Source organism: Pantoea stewartii subsp. stewartii, assembly GCF_008801695.1.
GTDB classification, from domain to species: Bacteria; Pseudomonadota; Gammaproteobacteria; order Enterobacterales; family Enterobacteriaceae; genus Pantoea; species Pantoea stewartii.
This window is the reverse complement of the sequence record NZ_VZPF01000020.1, coordinates 32,382-52,966: the sequence shown is the minus strand read 5'-3', so window position 1 is coordinate 52,966 and position 20,585 is coordinate 32,382. Positions and strand designations below refer to the sequence as shown.

Annotated in this window: 15 protein-coding genes and 2 pseudogenes; 7 read left to right on the top strand and 10 right to left on the bottom strand. The window is 53.3% G+C overall.

Translation table 11 applies throughout. The features are described from left to right. Nucleotides 1-158 precede the first annotated feature (158 nt). The 4 genes from F7Q90_RS07670 to F7Q90_RS07655 all read right to left on the bottom strand — a co-directional run bounded on the left by F7Q90_RS07670 (nt 159) and on the right by F7Q90_RS07655 (nt 3,680). The gene (locus F7Q90_RS07670) at nt 159-1,154 is read right to left on the bottom strand and encodes a hypothetical protein (RefSeq protein ID WP_006119061.1); all 996 of its coding nucleotides are present in this window, start codon (nt 1,152-1,154) and stop codon (nt 159-161) included. Nucleotides 1,155-1,394: 240 nt separating this feature from the next. Next, entirely contained in the window at nt 1,395-1,811 is a 417-nt protein-coding gene (locus tag F7Q90_RS07665) for a bifunctional diaminohydroxyphosphoribosylaminopyrimidine deaminase/5-amino-6-(5-phosphoribosylamino)uracil reductase RibD (protein ID WP_006119060.1), read from the bottom strand. A gap of 83 nt (nt 1,812-1,894) precedes the next feature. Then, nucleotides 1,895-2,722, bottom strand: a complete 828-nt coding sequence (locus tag F7Q90_RS07660) for an MBL fold metallo-hydrolase (protein ID WP_006119059.1) — start codon at nt 2,720-2,722, stop codon at nt 1,895-1,897. A gap of 73 nt (nt 2,723-2,795) precedes the next feature. After that, entirely contained in the window at nt 2,796-3,680 is an 885-nt protein-coding gene (locus F7Q90_RS07655) for an SDR family oxidoreductase (RefSeq protein ID WP_006119058.1), read from the bottom strand. A gap of 114 nt (nt 3,681-3,794) precedes the next feature. Here F7Q90_RS07655 and F7Q90_RS07650 point away from each other — a divergent pair, with 114 nt between their 5' ends. The 3 genes from F7Q90_RS07650 (at nt 3,795) to F7Q90_RS07640 (ending at nt 7,237) form a co-directional block, all read left to right on the top strand. Beyond that, a complete protein-coding gene (locus F7Q90_RS07650; RefSeq protein ID WP_006119057.1) occupies nt 3,795-4,697 on the top strand; it encodes an AraC family transcriptional regulator in 903 nt (300 codons plus the stop codon). A gap of 501 nt (nt 4,698-5,198) precedes the next feature. Further along, nucleotides 5,199-6,182 (top strand): DUF1852 domain-containing protein, encoded by a 984-nt coding sequence (locus tag F7Q90_RS07645; protein WP_006119056.1) that lies wholly within the window; start codon nt 5,199-5,201, stop codon nt 6,180-6,182. 26 nt (nt 6,183-6,208) lie between these two features. Continuing rightward, entirely contained in the window at nt 6,209-7,237 is a 1,029-nt protein-coding gene (locus F7Q90_RS07640; RefSeq protein ID WP_006119055.1) for a methionine synthase, read from the top strand. A 229-nt stretch (nt 7,238-7,466) separates the two neighbouring features. On the opposite strand, the gene F7Q90_RS07635 is transcribed toward F7Q90_RS07640, so the two are convergent. Beyond that, nucleotides 7,467-7,634: a con-10 family general stress protein gene (locus tag F7Q90_RS07635; protein WP_006119054.1), complete on the bottom strand. Its 168-nt coding sequence runs from the start codon at nt 7,632-7,634 to the stop codon at nt 7,467-7,469. A 210-nt stretch (nt 7,635-7,844) separates the two neighbouring features. Between F7Q90_RS07635 and F7Q90_RS07630 the strand changes: the two genes are divergently transcribed. From F7Q90_RS07630 to F7Q90_RS07620, 3 genes are all read left to right on the top strand, one after another. Next, entirely contained in the window at nt 7,845-8,108 is a 264-nt protein-coding gene (locus F7Q90_RS07630; RefSeq protein WP_141119372.1) for a hypothetical protein, read from the top strand. Between the two features lie 906 nt (nt 8,109-9,014). Further along, nucleotides 9,015-9,182 (top strand): con-10 family general stress protein, encoded by a 168-nt coding sequence (locus F7Q90_RS07625; protein WP_006119050.1) that lies wholly within the window; start codon nt 9,015-9,017, stop codon nt 9,180-9,182. Nucleotides 9,183-9,322: 140 nt separating this feature from the next. After that, a complete protein-coding gene (locus F7Q90_RS07620; RefSeq protein WP_044241983.1) occupies nt 9,323-9,982 on the top strand; it encodes a hypothetical protein in 660 nt (219 codons plus the stop codon). A gap of 330 nt (nt 9,983-10,312) precedes the next feature. Here F7Q90_RS07620 and F7Q90_RS07615 read toward each other — a convergent pair. The 4 genes and pseudogenes from F7Q90_RS07615 to F7Q90_RS07600 form a co-directional block, all read right to left on the bottom strand. Next, nucleotides 10,313-12,652: pseudogene (locus F7Q90_RS07615) on the bottom strand (FdhF/YdeP family oxidoreductase). A gap of 582 nt (nt 12,653-13,234) precedes the next feature. Further along, nucleotides 13,235-14,699 (bottom strand): annotated as a pseudogene (locus F7Q90_RS07610) (MFS transporter); the annotation flags it as partial. Between the two features lie 368 nt (nt 14,700-15,067). Beyond that, the gene (locus F7Q90_RS07605; protein ID WP_006119043.1) at nt 15,068-16,132 is read right to left on the bottom strand and encodes a Gfo/Idh/MocA family protein; all 1,065 of its coding nucleotides are present in this window, start codon (nt 16,130-16,132) and stop codon (nt 15,068-15,070) included. Between the two features lie 10 nt (nt 16,133-16,142). Beyond that, nucleotides 16,143-17,312, bottom strand: coding sequence for a Gfo/Idh/MocA family protein (locus F7Q90_RS07600; RefSeq protein ID WP_006119042.1), 1,170 nt, complete (start codon nt 17,310-17,312; stop codon nt 16,143-16,145). Nucleotides 17,313-17,508: 196 nt separating this feature from the next. Here F7Q90_RS07600 and F7Q90_RS07595 point away from each other — a divergent pair, with 196 nt between their 5' ends. Further along, nucleotides 17,509-18,582, top strand: coding sequence for a LacI family DNA-binding transcriptional regulator (locus F7Q90_RS07595; RefSeq protein ID WP_006119041.1), 1,074 nt, complete (start codon nt 17,509-17,511; stop codon nt 18,580-18,582). Nucleotides 18,583-18,941: 359 nt separating this feature from the next. On the opposite strand, the gene F7Q90_RS07590 is transcribed toward F7Q90_RS07595, so the two are convergent. Continuing rightward, nucleotides 18,942-20,198: an MFS transporter gene (locus F7Q90_RS07590; protein ID WP_006119040.1), complete on the bottom strand. Its 1,257-nt coding sequence runs from the start codon at nt 20,196-20,198 to the stop codon at nt 18,942-18,944. Between the last annotated feature and the right edge of the window lie 387 nt (nt 20,199-20,585).

The following is a 20,585-nucleotide window of genomic DNA, read 5'->3' as shown; positions in this document are numbered from 1 at the left end:
TATCGGGCAATAATCCCCCCTGGCCGCTGTCTGTTTCCTTTGCCAGTCGATCGGCAAAAGCCGCTGCCGGCCTGGCGATATGACCGCCCGATAACGGGACAGGTTATCTTCGTTAACCTTCCCCACCGCGAGGCACCGTTACATGGCTGTCATGCGGCTCAGACGTTGTGCGTGAGGGCAGTGTGACGCGGCGTCACGTTATGACTGCCCGTCTGATCGTTAATGTTTTGATAGTGAACGTCGCTGTGGCTGACGCGCGCGGGCCTGTCAGACAGGAAGCGGCTGTCTTGCTGTGTCTGTTGCGTGGGCGTTGCTGCGGCATTGCCTGCATTGACCTGAAGCGGCTTCACGGGCGCTGCCGAAGGCTGCCAGGCTATCCGCGCCTCGGTCAGCGTATTTTGGGCCAGATTCTCATTCACCTGCGCCAGCTGCCGCCGCAGCACATTGAGTTTCACTGCGGTCGCCAGCGGAATCTGACGTTCCTGATCTTCCAGCACGCTAATCTGCTGACGGGTCGCATACTGCTGTTGCAGCAACGCGCGGTACTGGCTTTCATAGCCCCAGACCACCGACTGCTCCTGTGCAAACTGCAACGCCGAAATATAGCCTTTGTTCAGCAGCGGTCGCCATTTGTTGACCAGGTTTTGCGCCATGCCAACCTGCGCGGACTCGATTTTGATTTGCTGATCAAGTTGCGCCAGTTGCCCGTTCAGCATAGCGGCCTGGAAGTGGTTATCACTGACCTGTTGCAGTGCCAGCTGCTGCGTGTGGGCCATGTCCTGCAGCAGGCTGCCCTGCTCCAGCTTCAACTGATCGCTGACGAGTTGCATGCCTTTGAGTGCCTGACGGTTTGCCTCGGCGATCATAATGACTGAGGGCGCGGAGGCACGCGGCAAATGTTCACTGACGGCAGCGATTTGTCCGGTTGGGTTGGGTGCAGTAGCGGCGCTGAGCGGGCGCGCGGATGCGTGACGGCTGGACAGCACCTGGCGCAGAGCGGACGTATGATTGTCGACAAAACAGATCAGGCTCACCGTCCCCACCACCAGCGAGAACAGATTACGCCGCACAAACAGTGAGGCAGAGGAAACGCCGCCAGCCGCGGCCACGCGGGACGACTCAGGAGATGGCTGTTGTAAAAATGGTTTTTCCATTTTTTACCCTTAACTCAGTGCGCGTTGGTGGTCTGTTTACGGGATGTCGCGGAAACGTTTTGCTCTCTGGCGGGCAAAAGGCCTCACCGCACACCTAACATCACATGCCCCGGAGCAGAGATAAAACAGAAGTTCATTTCCAGTCGTTACGCTTTGAAAGGGAATCTCACGATGTTTCACCAGCGGTTCAGGGATGTAAATGCCGATGTCTGGCTAACAGCACTCCTTCTCACCTACATTTTACGCAAGCGAGCGAATTAAATAGGGCGCCAGAAAACACTCAACGTCATTTCTCGCCACCCCCAGCGTCACGCCGATGCCCGCTTGCTTTAAGATCGCAATCCCTTCTCCGCGATTACGCGGATGCGGATCTTCAATGGCGATGTAAATATGTCTGGGCCTGAGCCGGGCCAGTGTTAGTGCGCAGGACGGGGTTCTGCCCTGAAAGGCACAGGGCTCTGGCGTGACATAAATTTCACACGCTTCTACAGGTAACGTAAGTGTGGAAAGTGCATCAGCCTCAGCATGGTACTGACCCGGTGAACGGGTAAATCCGGTCGAGACAACCCGACCATTGTGAACAATTACGCACCCTACCGGTGGGTTAGGTCTGCAATGCGGCAGCGCATGGCGGGACTGCGCCAGCGCTAACAGCATAAATTGTTGTCATTTTTGCATCATTAACAGGACTCGTCTCATTACCGTTTTACGTCCGTGAGCTTAGCTACAGAACGTAAAACTCAGATAAACTGCCATTCAAATCCCGCAGAGGTCTGGCTGACATGACCTGCCGACGAGCCCGGAAAATGCGAACTAAACCAGCGTGCCTGATGCTCACTCGCCCACGTCATTGCCCAGCGCCGCTGGGCTTCGGCCTGCGCGGCATCAGCACAAAAGCGCGAGGCAAGCTGGGGCTGACTGACCTGCAAATCGTTATGCATCAGGTCACCGGAAAACAGCGCATAATCGCCCGCACTGTGCAGAATAATCGACGCGTGGTCATGACTGTGGCCGGGCGTGGGCACATAGCGCAGCACATCAGCAAACACCGGCTCTTGCGTCACATCGAACGTCTCCAGCAAACCCGCCGCGATAACCGGATTAATGCTGTCCTCTAACAGCGTTTTGCGTGCCGGATCGTGTTGCCAGCCTTTCAACCCGCTATCAGAACAGTAGTAGCGGGCATGTTTGAAAAACGGTGTCCATTTACCGTCCATCCAGTGCGTATTCCAGCCCACATGATCGCCATGCAGATGGGTGATCAGCACGATATCCACCGCGTCAGGATCGACGCCCGCGTCACGTAAGCGCTGCGCATACGGCGTATTCAGCTGATGGGAGAGCGGAGAGCCTGCCCGCTCGCGACCATTGCCGCTGCCCGTATCGATCACAATAAGGTTGTCAGGCGTGCGGACCACCCAACTGTGAACAGAGAGCGTAATCGTTTCCGGCGTTCCGCTCGCTAACGCCTGCGCGGGAAACAGCCATTGCGTGGACAGAGACGCGTCCAGTTCAGGAATTTTAAAGACCTCGCACTCACCCACGCGGTAAACCGGCGTCACAGACATATGACCTCTCAAATCAGGGGGAAAATGATACTGACGCGTCGCGTCTTGCCATCTTCCCGGCCGTTAAGCACGCTTAGCCCGGCATGCGTTCAAGATCGGCAATCAATCCCGGTCCTGTGGGCTGCCATCCCAGTTGCGCCCGAGTAAGCCTGCCTGAGGCGGACATATCCTGCGCAACGAAATGACTCAGCCAGCCAAAATGATCGGTAGCTTCAGCGGCTGAAAGGGATATGACCGGCAGGTTGAGGATCCGCCCGAGGGCGTCGGCAAGCACGCGCAGCGTAATGCCTTCTTCGGCGACAGCATGATAACGGCTTCCTGGCCTGTTCTTTTCCAGCGCCAGCCTGTAGAGGCAAACCGCATCGTCAAGATGCACTGCTGACCAGCGGTTTTGGCCTTCATCAATAAAAGCGGAAACGCCTGTCTGTCTCGCCACCTCAATCAGCGACGTAACCAGGCCCTGTTTCAACGGATTATGTACCTGAGATAACCGCACAACGGAAACGTTGCCCCCTTTTTCCAGTGCCGCCATCGCGGCCAGCTCGGATGCCCGGCGCGGATTAGGATGAAGCGGGTTGAAATAGTCTTCTACGGCAGGTCTTCCCTGCCCCGTCGAGTCCAGTCCCACCGCCGAGGTGATGATTAAGGGCCGTGCGCTTCCTGCCAGTGCCGTGGCCATCGCGGCGATAGCCTGCCGATCGGCTTCACAGTTTGTCAGAAACGTCGAAAAATCATGGTTAAAGGCGGTATGGATCACTCCCTCGCAGCTTGCCGCGCCCCGTTGCAAACTATCGTGATCGTTAATATCCCCCCAAAAGGGCTCGACGCCTGCTTTGCTGAGCCTGTCGACACCCTGCTGATGTCGGGTCAGTCCGACCACCTCATGCCCTGCCGCGATCAGATCGGCCGCAATCGCCGACCCGATAAAACCCGTTGCTCCTGTAAGAAATAGCCGCATGTCTGTTCGTCCTCTTGTCAGCCTTCGCAACCGTGGTTGTCTACTTTACGGTGGAGAAGGAATGCGCTCTATGTGATAACGTCGCTTTTTTATGTCTGACCGTCTGGGATGATCATGGACCCGCTTTCACAGCTCTTAGCCCTGCTTGAACCACAACGTTACGTTTCCGGTGGTGTGATACTGACGCCGGAGATGTCGGTACAATGGCCCGCTCATGATGGCGTGAAGTGCTATGCCGTCGTAGCGGGTGCCTGCTGGCTGACCGTTGACGGTGTTGCGGAACCCTTGCGCCTTAACGCCGGCAAGTGCTATCTGCTCCCGCCAGGCGCACCTTTCAGGCTGGCCACAAACCCGGACGCGCAGACTGTCGATTTCCAGACGGTGCGGTCTGAGATGGTTGCCGTGACAGCAGCAAAGCTTGATGAAACCTCCGCCTGTTTACTGGTAGGCGGGCATTTTCTGCTGACCGGACGGCCCGCACAGATGCTGTTAGGTACGCTGCCGCCAGTGGTGCATATCCGGCGCAGCGCAGACAGAGCCGCCATGCAATGGGCGCTGGAAAGAATGTCACAGGAAGTCCGTGAAGCGCAGCCCGGCAGCGTCCTCATCGTGCAACAGCTGGCATTTATGCTGCTCATTCAGGCGTTACGGCTGTATGCAAATGACCCGCAGCAGTCAGGCTGGCTTGCGGCTCTGAAGGATAAAAAGCTGGGCGCGGCGCTGGCCTGCATGCACCAGCACCCCGAACACAAGTGGACGCTGGCGGAACTGGCAGCCAGGGTGGGAATGTCACGCGCGGTTTTTGCTGAACGATTTAAGCAAACGGTGGGCATCGCGCCCGTCGACTATCTCACGCAATGGCGCATGCATCTTGCCTGCGACCAGTTAAAAAAAGGGAATGGCGGGCTTACCGCGATTGCTGCCGGTCTGGGCTATGAATCTGAGAGCGCCTTTGCAAAAGCCTTCAAGCGTGTCATCGGTGTTTCACCAGGCAAGTTCAGTAAAGAAAACGCCTGATCGGGCGGCCCGAAACCAGGGATGATGGCGGGCTTCAGGGGGATATGGCTGCGCGGGGCTGAAAATCCCTGCGTGAGTACGGTAGCGCTTGCTGCGGGCCTGTACAACGCTCATGAAAGAGGCTCATTAACCTGAATAAATATCACCGCTTTTCCCGCAACATGAGAAACCTTCACATGAGCCGTTTTCATGAGGAGACGGAAACCGGGATATTGGCAGGCCTTACGCCACAAGGGTTCAGGGCGCATTGCATCACGGCACACTCTGTCCGTTTGTATCCATTACGCGTATGGCAGAGGCTTTACCTCTGTCGACCATGAAGATGGCTCATGTTGTGTTGAAATTAAGTCGCTTTCCCTTCCTCCGCGGCTCTGGCATAAAATATGCTTTATTGACAAACACACAACGTGAAAGCGGTTAAACGAAAAACCAGAATGCAGGCCAGTCTGGATAACTAACAGCCTCAAACCGTTTTCACATCAGAACGCAGGGTACATCACGATGAAAAAAGAATTCACATTTACGATTAAGAGCAGTGTTTTCGATGAGAATTACAACCCGTCTGAAAATACGCGCATCACCACCAATTTTGCTAACCTGGCGCGTGGGACAAACCGTCAGGAAAACCTGCGCAATGCCTTAACGATGATTGATAATCGCTTCAACTCGCTGGCGCACTGGGATAATCCAAAGGCCGATCGTTATGGTGTGGAACTTGAAATCATCTCGGTTGAGTTAAATATCGAAAACGAGACGCAACGCGGCGCGTTTCCTGTAATTGAAATTCTGAAAACCCATATCGTCGATAAAAAGACCCAGCAGCGTATTGAAGGTATTGTTGGCAATAACTTCTCCTCTTACGTGCGCGATTATGATTTCAGCGTGCTGCTGTCTGAGCACAATAAAAACAACACCGGCTTCAGCGCACCTGCCAACTTTGGCGATTTGCACGGCAATATTTTCAAGTGCTTCGTGAACTCTGCGGCTTTTAAAGAGAACTTTAAAAAGCAGCCGGTCATTTGCCTGAGCGTGTCCAGCAAAAACGTTTATACCCGCACAGGAAACCGTCATCCGGTACTGGGTATTGAATACCAGCAGGATGCCTATTCCCTGACTGACCAGTATTTCCACAAGATGGGCCTGACGGCGCGCTATTTCATGCCGGAAAACAGTGTTGCCCCGTTGGCGTTTTATTTCTCGGGTGACCTGTTGAGTGATTACACCAATCTTGAGCTGATCAGCACCATTAGTACGATGGAGACGTTCCAGAAAATCTATCGCCCTGAGATTTACAATGCTAATTCACCGGCTGGCCAGTGTTATCAGCCAAGCCTGAACCATCTGGACTATTCATTAACGCGCATTGTTTACGATCGCGAAGAGCGTAGCCTGTTAGCGGTAGAACAAGGGAAATTTACCGAAGAGAAATTCATTAAACCCTATAAAGCCGTTCTTGAAGAGTGGTCTGCCAGTTACGCGCTTTGATTAACCGAAATACAAGGTCACCTATTATGAAAACGTTGTTACCTACCTCAACCGCAGGCAGTTTACCGAAGCCATCCTGGCTGGCTCAGCCTGAAACGCTGTGGTCGCCCTGGAAGCTGCAAGGCTCAGAACTGGCTGAAGGGAAAAAAGATGCGCTGCGTTTAATTCTGGACGATCAAATCCAGGCCGGTATTGATATCGTCAGCGACGGTGAACAAACGCGCCAGCACTTTGTGACGACATTTATTGAGCACCTGAATGGTGTTGATTTCGAGAAGCGCGAAATTGTCCGTATCCGTAATCGTTATGATGCCAGCGTACCGACGGTGATCAGCGCGGTTAGCCGTCAGAAACCCGTTTTTATTGACGATGCGAAATTCTTGCGTCAGCAGACTAAGCAGCCAATCAAATGGGCGCTGCCGGGTCCGATGACCATGATTGATACGCTGTATGACGGCCATTACAAGAGTCGTGAAAAGCTGGCCTGGGAATTTGCCAAAATTCTGAATCAGGAAGCCAAAGAGTTAGAAGCGATTGGCATCGACATTATTCAGTTTGATGAGCCCGCTTTTAACGTGTTCTTTGATGAAGTCAACGACTGGGGCATCGCCGCGCTGGAACGCTCTGTGGAAGGCCTGAAGTGCGAAACCGCTGTGCATATTTGCTACGGCTACGGTATCAAAGCCAATACCGACTGGAAGAAGACGCTGGGGACGGAATGGCGTCAATATGAAGAAGTCTTCCCGAAACTGCAAAAATCAAAAATCGATATCGTTTCGCTGGAATGTCAGAATTCGCGCGTGCCGATTGAGCTGATTGAGCTGATTCGGGGTAAAAAAGTCATGGTGGGTGCCATTGATGTAGCAACCAATACCATTGAAACGCCGGAAGAAGTGGCCGCGACGCTGCGTAAGGCGTTGCAGTTTGTGGATGCCGACAAACTCTATCCGTCAACCAACTGCGGTATGACGCCATTATCCCGTGAGGTGGCGCGTGGCAAGCTCCATGCCTTAAGCGCGGGTGCGGCTATTGTCCGTCAGGAGCTTTCAGCATAGTTCACGCGGGTAATCTGCAGCAGGTGAGCGCGCTGACGTGACTCGCCTGCCATCCCTGCCTTGTCGTTATCATCCCTTTGTGTAAGAACAGCCTGGCACTGACCGGGCTTTTTCGTGCGGGGGCCGCTGCCGTCTCTGATGAATTAGCCTGGGCATTGATGATGCCTGCGGAAACGGTGGGATCATGGAGCAGTCCCTGCTCCGCTGTTCAGTCCCTTATAAGCCGGTATCAGGAGCCACGATGGCTGTTCTGGCCCCCTTTCTTACCGGCTTCTGAGGCTTTTTCACGATCGTTTTTAAAATTGCCGCCGCTGTTCTGGCCGCCTTTTTTACCGGCTTCAGAAGCTTTCTCTTTATCTTCCGCGAAATTACCTGATCCGCCACGATGTTCAGTCATAATATTTCCTCTTCAGGTTAAAGTTGTCTGCTTCTTTGCTTCACCATTTGCATGGCACTGTTAAGGTTATAACGCGCCTGTTAATCTGTAAGCGTGGCGGGGCTTTGTTGAATAATAGGTAATCATTCTGTTTTGTCTGCACTGTTTTGGTAGAAAACGCTGATGCCAGACAGAACACCGTCATACGCAAGCATGTAATGCATTGATTTTATGTTATCTGAAACAACCGTTTTCATAGTACCACAGCATAAAATCCATTTATTCAACAAAGCCTTTATTCAACAAAGCCGCGTGGCGGATAAAACATTCGCCGCTTTGTTTAGCGCTTTTAATACTGCCGCGCAACCGCAACGGAGGGCGGAAAATAAAAGCGAAAAACAACAAGATAATCACCATAAAACTCGCTTCTCTTGTTTAAATGCGACTGTTTTCATTCGTCAAAAAATTAACAAGAGGTTACATTTAGGCGTGTAGAACGGCAATTTTCAGGCAAAATAAATACTCAGCCTTAGGCTGACATCCCTTCACGGTTAAAAGACAATCTGTTTACGCACCACCACGTGCTCCCGCAGCATCCCACTCAACCTTTTGCCAGCCTCAGAAAACGACGCTACCACGTCTGACGCCTGCCCAGTAATACCGAGCTCTGCCATTAAGCTTTACCTGTGGGCGTCGGCCACGTGTTAACGGCCTTATTGATCAGGGGCACACTAACGCTGCCTGGAAATAAAAGAGAGTGGTCTGTCGTCAGGAGCAGGTAATGTATTTCAGTCATCCGTCAGCGGCAACAGCGCGCGCTCAGGAAAAGCCACGGCGATTGTGAATATTCATTACTCATCGCGCTCTAAATAAAACCCTGCGCCTAAAAAAGGCTCCCCGCGCCTGTCGCGCGAGTGAATATACCGCTTTATTTTCTCGCCTGGCTGTTTAAAAAGACGACCTCCCGTTTCGTCGGTTAAAACATAACAGGACGCCCCCAACGCCAGCTATGAAAATAGTGGCATTCACTGACATCAAAAAATGCTATCGCGCCCTGTGTGTTGATAAGCGGATTGAGCGTTTCTGTTGGGTAAAAAAAGAAAATGGGATCGTTGCGTGGCAGCATGAATATGTCGCCGTCAGGCCGACAGGCTATAAAAAAGTTAAGATTCGTCTTAAAAAAATCGGGCAGTAAAGCTGCACATGGAATGAAACTTTCGTACAAATTTAATGCTAATAATCCTCATTTTCAAAGAGTAAAAAACCTTTCAAGACGAAGCGGTATTAAAAAAACTGTTTTTTATTTTTTTCCATTGTATTGTTTCGCATTGGAATTATCAGAAACCATCGACCAAAATGAGGCTTTCCACTGTTAATGATGAAATGAGAGAGGATAGACCCATGGTCAAATATCGTGGCGGCGCAGGAAATTTTGCAGCAAACCCCGAGAGAGCCTCTGAAGCGGGTCGGAAAGGCGGCAAAAACAGTAGCGGAAACTTCAGGAACAACCCCGAGCGTGCAGTAGAGGCGGGCCGTAAAGGGGGAAAAGTCAGCCGTCGTACGGGCTAGTTCCCTTTGCGATTTCGCCCGTCTGCCTTTGCCGCGCTGGCGAGCATCTCTTTATACCTCCACCGAAACGCGCAACGCCAGGAAGGCCGCTTATCTTCCTGGCGCTGACGCACATCTGATTTTTATAAACAGGAGTTTTTATGTTGTCATCCGACACGCTTTGTGCGCTCATAGGCGCCTCCCTGACCAATGTACGACGCTGGCAACGGTATGGACTTGTTGCTGTAGATCCCGTGACAGACTACTGGACAGAAGCCCAGCTCGAAGAAATCCGCGAAGTCATGTCAGCCAATGCCCACGGCGCAACGGCGCAGGAAATGCACGATGGCCGCAGGCAATCAGAGGGCGTAATGACGTATGGCTGGCCCGCCCGCCGTGGCGAAATCCTGAACAGCCTGGAGTTTGGTTCAGACAGGCAGTTGATCCGGGTTATCCGTAGCCTGAGTCGTGACTTTGCCGGTGACGATTTTGTCCGGTCTTTAATGCGTCCACTCTGCAGTTGGCTGCGCGAGGACCAGCGTCGTGGCGCTGCGCGCAGGCTTGCCCGCTTTGAACATGTCACGGAGCATCATCACGCCTGTGTGACTCGCGCAGCCTCTCGCTCGGCCAGCGTACCGCTGTTGCTTGAGATTGCAGGTGAAGTACAGAACACAGATGTGCTGCTTGAGGCCATCCGGTTAACGGCAAAGGACTTTAGTGTGGATGTCTGCGTGGACACCTCTGTGCCGCTGTCAGCTCATCAGCGTAAGTCTTACGATCACCATCTGATCTGGCAGGCCAGCCAAATCAGCGTTCAGTAGCCGGTTCGCGTTAATGCTGCCCTTCCCCTCTTCATTCCGCAAACAGGTTAGCGTTTTCTCTGCACTCCGCGTGGCTGCGGTATGTTCTCCGGCGCTTTCCCTTGCGTTCTGACTCTCCCCTTGCGTGCTGTTCTGGTGTGGATATGCGTGACCCCAGCCTTACAGTAAACGCGCTCACTTATCCTTCAATCCTGACGTTTTATGAAAGACCGTGGACTAACGCGGGCCATAGCATGGCGGTGATTGCGCCGGACAGGTTAGTTCCGGGCCGCCTTTTCCGGTTACGCATCCCCGGCGGTGCACGCCCCCAGTGATGCGCCCCCATACAACTCAATGCCACTGGCGACGCGTGGCAGAGCCGGCCAGTGCGCTTTCAGGCTGAACGCGTTCGAGCCTGACAGGGGTGCTTTTATAGGCCGGTATACCACTTTTGGTATCATGGCTGTCCAGCGGTACCAGCACGTTCGCTTCCGGATAATAGGCTGCGACCGAACCGTAGGCCATATCGTGCACCACGATGGTCAGCTTATCCATGCGCCTTGAAGTCGGGTTGCCATCCGGGTCCAGGGCGATGACGTTGACCTGCTCGCCGACGCGTAACTGCCGTTTTTCGGCCTCATCCGGGTTGATAAACAGCACATCCCGGCGTCCTGTTACGCCCCGGTAGCGATCGTTCAGACCATAGAGCGTTGTATTGTATTGGTCGTGGCTGCGCAATGTCGTCAGCACCAGATCGTGGCAGGTCAGTAAGCGTGGATCTTCATTGATGCCCGCCATCACCAGGAACTGCGCTTTTCCTGACGGCGTGTGCCAGATGCGCTCGGATGCGCCATTGGGCAGGCGAAAACCACCCGGTTGTTGAATGCGCTGATTATAGTTTTCGAAGCCCGGAAACACCGCTTCAATGGCCTGGCGGATATTACTGTAATCACGCGTCATCTTGTCCCAGTCGACAACCGTATCAGGCAATGTGGCTTTCGCCAGGCTGGCCACCAGCAGCGGCTCTGACTTCAGGTGCGGCGAGGCGGGATCGAGCGTGCCTCGTGAAGCATGTACCATCGACATGGAATCCTCAACCGTGACACTTTGCGCACCCGAGGGTTGCTCATCCACCTCCGTGCGTCCCAGTACCGGAAAAAGATAACTGTGCTTTGCCATCAACAGATGTGAACGGTTCAACTTCGTCGCCATATGCACTACCAAATCCAGATTGCGCATGGCAGGAAAGGTGACCTGTGGGTCAGACATGGCTTCAGCCAGGTTGCCGCCAAGGCACAGCAGCGCTTTAGCACTGCCGTCACGGATGGCGCGAATTGCCTCAACCGCGCCGTGACCGTGTTGTCTGGGCGGCGTAAAGCCAAACACTTTTTCCAGACTGTTCAGCAGACTGTCAGACGGGATTTCGGTAATCCCAACCGTGCGATCACCCTGAACATTGGAGTGGCCGCGCAGCGGACAAATGCCGGCCCCCTTTTTGCCCATGTTGCCGCGCATCAGCAACAGATTCGCGATTTGCTGTACATTCTGTGTTCCGTACTGATGTTGTGTAATGCCCATGCCGTAGCAAATAATGGTGCGATCCGCCTCCGCATACAGCCGGGCAAGATGCTGAATCTCTTCACGCTCCATCCCTGAAACTTTCAGAATGTGCGCCCAACTGGTCGCCTCCAGATCGGCCTTCAGCGCCTCGAAGCCCTCAGTGTGTTCACGAATAAAGGCCTCATCCAGAACGCCCGGTTCGCCCTGTTCTCTGGCCGTCGCATCCATAGCGAGCAGGAATTTCATCATCCCTTTCAACATGGCCGCGTCACCGCCTACGCGCACTTTATAATAGGTTGACGCCAGCTCGGTTGAGCCCATCGACAGCATCTCGATTGGGCTTTGCGGTGAGGTAAACCGCTCCAGCCCACGTTCGCGTAACGGATTAATCGCAACAATCGTCGCGCCACGTTTTGACACCTCTCTGAGCGTGCCCAACATGCGTGGATGGTTGGTGCCCGGGTTATGACCAATACATAAGACAAGGTCGCAATGGTCAAAGTCATCCAGCTCGACGGTGCCTTTTCCTACGCCGATGGATTCCGGTAACCCCACACTGGTCGGCTAGTGGCACATATTGGAACAGTCTGGGAAGTTATTGGTACCGTATTCGCGGGCAAACAACTGCCAGAGAAAAGCGGCTTCATTCGATACGCGACCAGAGGTATAAAACTCAACCATGTTCGGATCGCTATAGCTGCGTAGCCGCTCACCTATTTCACGAAAGGCTGTTTCCCATGCGATGGGCTGATAGGTATCGCTGGCCGCATCATATTTCATCGGATGGGTCAGCCTCCCTTCGCCTTCCAGATCCAACGCGCTGCGCGCCCACAAATCGCTGACCTTGTTAGCCGCGAAAAAATCGGGCGTGGCACGCTTACTGGTGGCTTCCCACGACACCGCTTTGGCCCCGTTTTCGCAAAACTCAAAAGAAGACGTATGCTGCGGATCAGGCCAGGCGCAGCCGGGGCAATCAAAACCCTGGGGCTGGTTCACCCTGAACAGGGCAATGACGTCCTGTTTCACCGCCATTTGTCCCCGAATCGCATCCGCTACAGCTTTTAATGCGCCCCAGCCACCCGCTGAGCCGCCATACGGTTTGACCCCAAAAGTACGATTCGTTTCTTTCATTTTTATCCCAACCTGTATCAATGACTTTTGCTTAAGCCTGGTACAGGATTGGGAACACGCCTGTTAAGCAGGGCGCAAAGCCTGATTTAATTTTTGCAAAATGTTACCTCGCTGCGGTTAATTGCAGCCCATGCGCTTTTTGTGTCCCAACGGCGTTACCCGCCGTGTTTCGCTTAAAAGGCAGAATTTTAAATCACGCGTAAATAGCGAGCCGGCGTCACTTTTCATTTGCATAATCATGAGCAGGCAGCGTCCGCCAAATAGCGGGAAAATGACGACGAAAATCATATCCACTCGCGTCGCATGATATTCATTTATCCGTTCTGCTTATTTCTGGCTGGCCATTGACGCTTCTGGGGCTTTGTTGAATAAATGGATTTTATGCTGTGGTACTATGAAAACGGTTGTTTCAGATAACATAAAATCAATGCGTTACATGCTTGCGTATGACGGTGTTCTGTCTGGCATCAGCGTTTTCTACCAAAACAGTGCAGACAAAACAGAATGATTACCTATTATTCAACAAAGCCCGCTTCTGGCTGTTTATATTTCTCCGGTGAGTCACGCCAACGGCCTGTTCGCTTACCCTTTCAGTTCTGACTTTACAGCAGCATCCTGTAGAGGTTCTTTTTTACTGGCGCCCCAGACATCATCATAGGCATAGCCGGTCAGCGCTTTGATCACCTCACGGGTTTCAGCATCACAGTCTTTAGGTGAATCGCCCAGCTTACGGCGTGCGACCTCTTTAATCAGCAATTTGTGGCTGCGCTGGGTCAGTTTGAACTGGAACGTCAGCCAGAAACTCACGGCCAGAAGCGCGCCTGTCACGCCTACCATCAGCAGGACAATGGCGGTGATTGCGCTATCAGGCTGAGCGCCGTTCCCCTTGGCAAACCCGCTTTCCTGGAGCACCACGCCAATAATAAAGATGGCAATCGCGACCGAACTTTTGCGCGTAAGCACCATGCCCCCCGCAAAGATGCCTTCCCGGCGCTGACGGGTTACCATTTCATCAATATCGGGAATGAAGCTGTAAATGTTCCACGGAATATAATACAGCCCCGCGCGCGCTATCCCCATAAACAGGAAGGCGGCGCTAAATAACAGCACGGGTACATGCCACTGCCAGAGATAAACGCCATACAGATAAAGCAGCACGACGGCAATAGATATATAAGAGAGTCTCAAGGCGTTAGAGGGCGTCATAGAAAATCTGCCCAGCAACAGCATAAATAAAAAGGTGCCGGGGATAGACATAAACATCATATTACTCAGAAGCAGCGAGGCTAATGAGGCATCCTGTTTTAACCCATAAATAACGAAATAGGTAAAAACGGCAAGAAACACATCCATCGCTGTGAACGAGCAGATATAAATGAGCAGGTGCTGACGAAACGCCCGAATTTTAAATGACGAGGCGAGATCCACAAACATGTGTTTCACATGCGAAAGAAAATGACGCGCGGGTGCCGGTGGCTTTTGAACCTCGTCTGCATCCTGAATATCTTTCGCTTCCCAGGTGGTATACCAGGTAATAAATACCGCGACGCAGTAAATCACTGAGAAAATCACGCCCGTCAGTGTATAGGTGATGGCGTTGTCTTTGCCCGTGTATGTCATGATGACGCCCGGTACCGAGACCGCAAGAAAACTTCCCAGCGAGGAAAACATCATCCGCACGCCGGAAAGGCGAGTGCGTTCACTGAAACGGTTGGTCATTTCTGACGAAATGGGTTTCCCACGGCACCAGCACCATGGCAGATAACAATTCGATGGTGAGATAGGTGCCAAGATAATACCAGTAGCTCATATCCGTGACCCACAATGCGCCGTACAGCAGCATCAGAGGCGAGGAAATTAACAAGAAGAAACGACGACGGCCGAATTTGCGCCCGGCCCAGGTATGGCCGAAATTATCCGTGATATACCCCATGATCGGACTCAGTACGGAATCAATCACCCTGGCGATGGCGAAGATGGATCCGGCTTCCAGCACAGATAACCCGCAGTAGGTGGTATAAAAAAACAGTAACCAAGCACCTATCACTGGGCTTTGTTGAATAATAGGTAATCATTCTGTTTTGTCTGCACTGTTTTGGTAGAAAACGCTGATGCCAGACAGAACACCGTCATACGCAAGCATGTAACGCATTGATTTTATGTTATCTGAAACAACCGTTTTCATAGTACCACAGCATAAAATCCATTTATTCAACAAAGCCCTATCACTGCAAAGGCACCGCCCCCAAATAAGTCGGTAATGCCGTAGCCTGTTGCTACGCCATACCCGACGCGACGTTCAGTCGGTTTAACCATTTATCTGCTTCCTGTTCTGGTCGGTGTTTTATAACGGCAAGCCAGTGCCTGCCTTCGCTGTTATCAACAGAATTGGAAAAGAATGGGCGTGCGGGCTGACTACACCGCGTTAGCTAACATTTGGGCTTTGATACACAGTTCAGCCGCTTTAAACGCATGTTCCTGCGTCATGGCGTGCTCGGTGCGATGCAGACAGTCGGTGATCAACTGGCCAAAGAACGGGAAACCCACCGTGCCCGCCACGCTGTAGCGAAACTCACCGTCCTGATTCACCAGGTAAACCACATCCTGCTCGTCACGCGTGAGATCGGTATACTTGCGAATTTCGATGTAACCGTCGGTTCCGAGCAGCGTCATTCGCCCGTCGCCCCAGGTCGATAAGCCTTCCGGGGTAAACCAGTCACAGCGAAAATAGCCGGTTGCGCCATTTTCCCCTGCCAGCATCGCCTCGCCGAAATCTTCAAACTGCGGATGGTACGGATGGTGAAAATTGCGCACCTGACTGGCAACCACACGGGCCTGACTATTGCCGGTGTAATAGAGAAACTGCTCGATCTGGTGGCTGCCGATATCGCACAAAATGCCGCCAAAGTAGCGACGTTGATAGAACCAGTCCGGACGGCCGGTTCCTTCGCGATGCGGGCCCGTGCCCAGCGTTTGCACCACCCGTCCAATCGCGCCCTGTTCCACCAGCTGTCCCGCGAAAACCGCGCTCTCAACGTGCAGACGCTCGCTGTAGTACACCGCATATTTGCGGCCGGTTCTGGCGCACATGGCTTTGGCATCGTCCAGCTGTTCCAGGCTGGTGAGTGGGGCTTTATCGGTGAAGTAATCTTTCCCGGCCGCCATGACTTTCAGTCCCAGCGCACAGCGTTCCGAGGGAATGGCCGCCCCTGCCACCAGCCGCACCTGTGTGTCAGCGAGAATCGTGTCCAGGGAATCCGCCACCTGAGCCTGCGGAAACTGTTGCAGGAACCTGTCGACTTTGGTCGCATCCGGGTCATAAACCCATTTCAGCGTCGCCCCGGCTTCAGTCAGGCCATTGCACATCGCATAGATATGCCCATGATCCAGCCCGGCGGCAGCGATAATAAACTCGCCTGGGTTCACAACCGGATGGGGTTTGCCTTTTGGCGCGTAGTTCATGCCATCCTTTTGATTCATGGTGTTGTCCTCACGCAAAGTTTTTGCCTAACGGGATCGCATCCTCATCCGCGAAATTTTCCACGGAGGCCTGTTTTTCATAAAAGTGCGGTGCGCTGGCAATCAGGCCACCGGTACGGTAGAAGGTGTCGTTGCTGGCAATCGGCAGCGTGACGGTGGTATGGGTTATAGCCGACTTGTAGATGGCGGTGATTAACGCCAGGGATTGCTTGCCCTGCTCACCGTCTACCAGCGGCGCACGCTGCTGCTCAATGGCCGAGAAAAAGTCATCCATCTGACCGGCATGCAGTGTCCATGTCAAGGGTGGGATCTGCGCATACAGCTGGTCCAGTTCGTTTTCCAGCGCGATGTGATGATCCTGTTCCGGAAAGCCGTTTTCCGCCGCCTGATAAGCAACGGGTTGCCAGGGCGCAGAGAGCCGCGCTTTCTCGCCCTGTAAAATGATTTTTTGATCTTCACCGTGATGCACCACCGAGGCCGTCAGCTGTGCCAGCGTGCCGTTCGGGTAACGGAAAATAGCGGCACTGAGATCTTCGACCTCCGCATTGTCATGGGCGACATTGCTCATCATGGCGACCACGTCCGTCGGTGCGCCGAGCATCCATTGCAGCGCATCGATGTGGTGCACAGCATGATTGAGCGTGCAGCCCCCACCTTCTTTTTCCCACGTCCCGCGCCACCACAGGTCGTAGTAGGCATGACCGCGCCACCACAATGAATCAACCTGGGCGTGACAAATCTTTCCTGCCAGGCCGGAATCCACGGCCGCTTTTAACCGCCAGAAGGCATCGGTAAAGCGGTTCTGCGCCACCACGGAGAGCACTTTGCCGCTGGCCTTTTGCGCCGCGATCATGGCATCGCACTCTTCAAGCGATGCCGCCATCGGTTTCTCGCACAGCACATGTTTGCCTGCCTGTAGCGCCGCTATCGTATTCTCGGCATGCACATAAGGCGGCGTGCAGACATCCACCACATCGATATCTGCGCCATCCGCCAGCATGGCGAGATGATCGCTGTACACGCGTACATCCTTCAGGCCGTAACGCTGCAATTTATCGCGGGCTTTGTCCGGGTACACATCCACTACCGCCACAATTTTGCCGCGTTCGGGAAACTGCAAAAACGCCTGAATATGTAAATTGGCAATATTACCCATACCTACTATCGCAATTTTTAACATGCCACTTCTCCGTCTTTGACCGTCGCTGTCGTCTTTGCGAGGAACATAGAAAAGCGGCTGTCGTGGGACAAACTGTTTTTGTGAGAATGTTCGCAGAGCGGCAAGGTAGTTTGTGAACAGCATGTAAAACCGCATTACTATCAAGCCACTACGGCTGCAAAAAATTGCAAAAATTGATTGGGACGGGGATCACACTATGGCGGGCAAGCTCAGGATGGACGAAATTTCGGCAAAAACCGGGTACTCTGTCAGTACCGTTTCGCGCGTACTGAGCGGCAAGGCCTATACCAGTGAAAAAGCCCGTAATGCGATTGTGCGCTGTGCACGTCAACTGGGTGTGTTGCACGACATGGTCAGCAGCCGCCTGTTAATTAACGGTCTGGTGGTCTTTGCGCCCGCCCGGACCTTTGCGCCGCGCGGCGATCACTTCTATCTGGAAGTGACGCGCGGGATTGCCGAAGCCTGTGCCAGCCATGATGTGCACATCAGTTACTGCCCACTGGAGGAACAGCGTGCCGATGTGAAACTGTTTCTGGAGAAGGCGGGCGCAAAAAGCAACGATGCGATCATCATCATCGGCACCGACGATCAGGCGATATTCAGCCTGGCTGCCTCGCTGAATAAACCCTGCGTCCTGATAAATTCCCGCGATAAAGACATGAAACTGGATGCGGTCTCCCCCGATCACCATGCGATTGGGTTCAGCGCCATGCAGCACCTGTTTGAGCAAGGGCACCGCCGGGTTTTGACCGTCACCTGTCTGCGCCGTGAAACGCTGTTTCTGCGGCTGGAGGGAATTAAAGACGCGTACCGCCATTTTCACCTGCCCTTTAGCGCGCAGAAGGACCTGATTGTGGTTGAAGCCTATTCTGAGCATGAAACCGAAGCCGCCCTGAATGGCTGGCTGGACGAACATCCGCGTGAGGAGTGGCCCGATGTGATAGTGCCGGTGGGCAAAGGGATTATTACCGGCGTTCAGACTGTGCTGGCGGCACGTTCCTTGCGTATTCCCGAAGATATCTCACTGATGACGACCGATCTGGCAAGTCAGCTGGCGGGCGCGGCCGGCAGGCCGGTGACAGGCTTTGCCGTCCCGTGTCGGGAGCTGGGCTACGAAGCCATCCAGCTTCTGCAGAACCGTCTGAACCGGCCCCATGCGCCCGTGTATAATCTGCTGTTGCAGGCAAAACTGAGCGACCACGGCACGGTCGCCAATGCCACACGCCATGCGGCGCGGGAGGAAATACGGGACGATCAGACACCGGCCTGAACAGAGGGATGCGGGTTTGCAGCGGGCAAGTCATCTGTTGCAGGCCCCGCTCAACCCTAGCATTTGTGATTAGCCGGCTGACACGGGCACAATAGGCGTGAATTCTCACCGAGCCCACAAGGCAAACTGTGCAAAACAGCCTGCCTTTCCTGCCCACATAGCTGAATACAGGCTTCCCTCTTCACCTCATCGTGCTTTGTAAACCGGTTTGCATCGTAGACCTGCCCTGCCGACGCTCTTGCCGGTTCGGCATCCTGACCTCCCCGCCGGACAGTTATCACGCCTGACCCGATCTTCTGGTTCGTTGCTGCGCATGTCAGTTGCCGTGACCGCCTCCCGTTTGCGCTATACAGGTGCCTTCACGATTTCGCCTGCAAACGTGCCAGCATACGTTGCCTGTTGACATAAATAATAGCGCAGAGCAGGAGGCTCAGCATGGCCGTGCTTATAAATACGCCCGGCCCGGTCATGGCCAGCATCACACCACCCAGTAGCGGCCCGGCAGCAATACCGAGCGTTGACAATGTTGAGGCGCCCAGGTAGGCACCTCGATGTTCTGCGGGTGCCAACTGGTCGAGTAAAATATTCAGGTTCGGCATCAGAATCGCTTCGCCTGCACTAAACAACACGGTGACAGACAGCCAAAGCCAACTATCCGCTGTTCGCAGGGAGAAAAAACACAGCTGTGAGAAAAAGAAAATCACTGCACCCAACAGAATTCGCTGAGGTAAATGCATCCTCGCCATAATGCGGACCAGAAAGGTTTGAAATACCAGCACGGTCGAGGCATTCGTGACCAGTATTAACGTCACCAGCTTTACAGCCGCGTCGCTGTTCAGTAATAGAAGGTACTGGGGCAGTACCGCTTCAAAATGAATAAAAACGATACTGCACAATGTGCTGCACAAAAGCCCGGCCACAAAAATTTTATCTCTGATAATAATTCCCATAACCTGGTGAAGTCTAACAGCGGAAACCTTGTCGGCCGGCGGCGTGTTCACCGGTTTACCCGCCGGGATAAACAGGAGCACGTAGATAAAAAAAGGGAAATAGCTCAGGCCGGTTATCAGAAATGTGCCTTTCTGAGACGTCAGGCCAAAAGCAATGCCCACCAGGGGGCCCAACACCGCAGCGACGTTGACCAGGTAGTAGCGCACTTGCAAAGCCAGTGCGCGGCGGCGACGATCGCCCAGTAAATCACTCATTAACGCACGCAAAGGCGGATCGACCCACGCAAAGCAAACGCCGATAATCATCAGGCCGGTAATAAACAGACCGACTCCCGTCGCCTGCGCCAGAAGGATATAGCCGACTGCCGAAAATCCACAGCCCATCAGCAGAATAATCCGTCGTCCTAACCTGTCCGAAATCTGGCCGCCATACATGCCCAGCCCCACGGATACCAGCGCACTACTGGTCATCGCGCAACCGATGGCAACAGGCGACATGTGGTAGTTCTGTGTCATGATCATTGCGATAAATGGCCAGGCCATAAAATAGCTGAACCGAATAATCAGGGTAAAAATGAGCAGCGCGTGAACTGTCGCCGGAAAGGTTTTTAACGTCTTAAATACACCGGGCTCTACCCTGATTTCAGCGGCTGGCTTTGTTGTCATACGTCACCTTATGATGGGTCTGTTGCACACTGAAGCGTCAGAGAAGCGCACGGCTTGTCAATTAGTAATATAAGTATTCCTCACACGATGCAATATAAAATCACGCTAACTCTTTGATTCACAGGCTTATGACGTATTCAACCCTCGCCACAGGATAATGTAATGAAAAGCCTGTTAATGATTTATAACGTCAGGCGTTAATCCTGAAACAAACACCAAGACCGCCAGGGGCGCAGGCGAGAAACAAGGCGATATTGCGCATCGTTGGAAAATTACGCCTGATTCTCACGTCAGCCTGAATGCGCAGGATGGGTTTTACCCACTCTTTAAAGTTCGCCATCCCATCAATGTAAGGCGGCCATTTTTTCTCCTAACGCAGCGGTTTTT

Bases quoted from the DNA above. Each gene is read 5' to 3' on its own strand.
- F7Q90_RS07670 (WP_006119061.1), bottom strand. From the start codon at position 1,154: ATGGAAAAACCATTTTTACAACAGCCATCTCCTGAGTCGTCCCGCGTG.
- F7Q90_RS07665 (WP_006119060.1), bottom strand. From the start codon at position 1,811: ATGCTGTTAGCGCTGGCGCAGTCCCGCCATGCGCTGCCGCATTGCAGA.
- F7Q90_RS07660 (WP_006119059.1), bottom strand. From the start codon at position 2,722: ATGTCTGTGACGCCGGTTTACCGCGTGGGTGAGTGCGAGGTCTTTAAA.
- F7Q90_RS07655 (WP_006119058.1), bottom strand. From the start codon at position 3,680: ATGCGGCTATTTCTTACAGGAGCAACGGGTTTTATCGGGTCGGCGATT.
- F7Q90_RS07650 (WP_006119057.1), top strand. From the start codon at position 3,795: ATGGACCCGCTTTCACAGCTCTTAGCCCTGCTTGAACCACAACGTTAC.
- F7Q90_RS07645 (WP_006119056.1), top strand. From the start codon at position 5,199: ATGAAAAAAGAATTCACATTTACGATTAAGAGCAGTGTTTTCGATGAG.
- F7Q90_RS07640 (WP_006119055.1), top strand. From the start codon at position 6,209: ATGAAAACGTTGTTACCTACCTCAACCGCAGGCAGTTTACCGAAGCCA.
- F7Q90_RS07635 (WP_006119054.1), bottom strand. From the start codon at position 7,634: ATGACTGAACATCGTGGCGGATCAGGTAATTTCGCGGAAGATAAAGAG.
- F7Q90_RS07630 (WP_141119372.1), top strand. From the start codon at position 7,845: ATGTTATCTGAAACAACCGTTTTCATAGTACCACAGCATAAAATCCAT.
- F7Q90_RS07625 (WP_006119050.1), top strand. From the start codon at position 9,015: ATGGTCAAATATCGTGGCGGCGCAGGAAATTTTGCAGCAAACCCCGAG.
- F7Q90_RS07620 (WP_044241983.1), top strand. From the start codon at position 9,323: ATGTTGTCATCCGACACGCTTTGTGCGCTCATAGGCGCCTCCCTGACC.
- F7Q90_RS07605 (WP_006119043.1), bottom strand. From the start codon at position 16,132: ATGAATCAAAAGGATGGCATGAACTACGCGCCAAAAGGCAAACCCCAT.
- F7Q90_RS07600 (WP_006119042.1), bottom strand. From the start codon at position 17,312: ATGTTAAAAATTGCGATAGTAGGTATGGGTAATATTGCCAATTTACAT.
- F7Q90_RS07595 (WP_006119041.1), top strand. From the start codon at position 17,509: ATGGCGGGCAAGCTCAGGATGGACGAAATTTCGGCAAAAACCGGGTAC.
- F7Q90_RS07590 (WP_006119040.1), bottom strand. From the start codon at position 20,198: ATGACAACAAAGCCAGCCGCTGAAATCAGGGTAGAGCCCGGTGTATTT.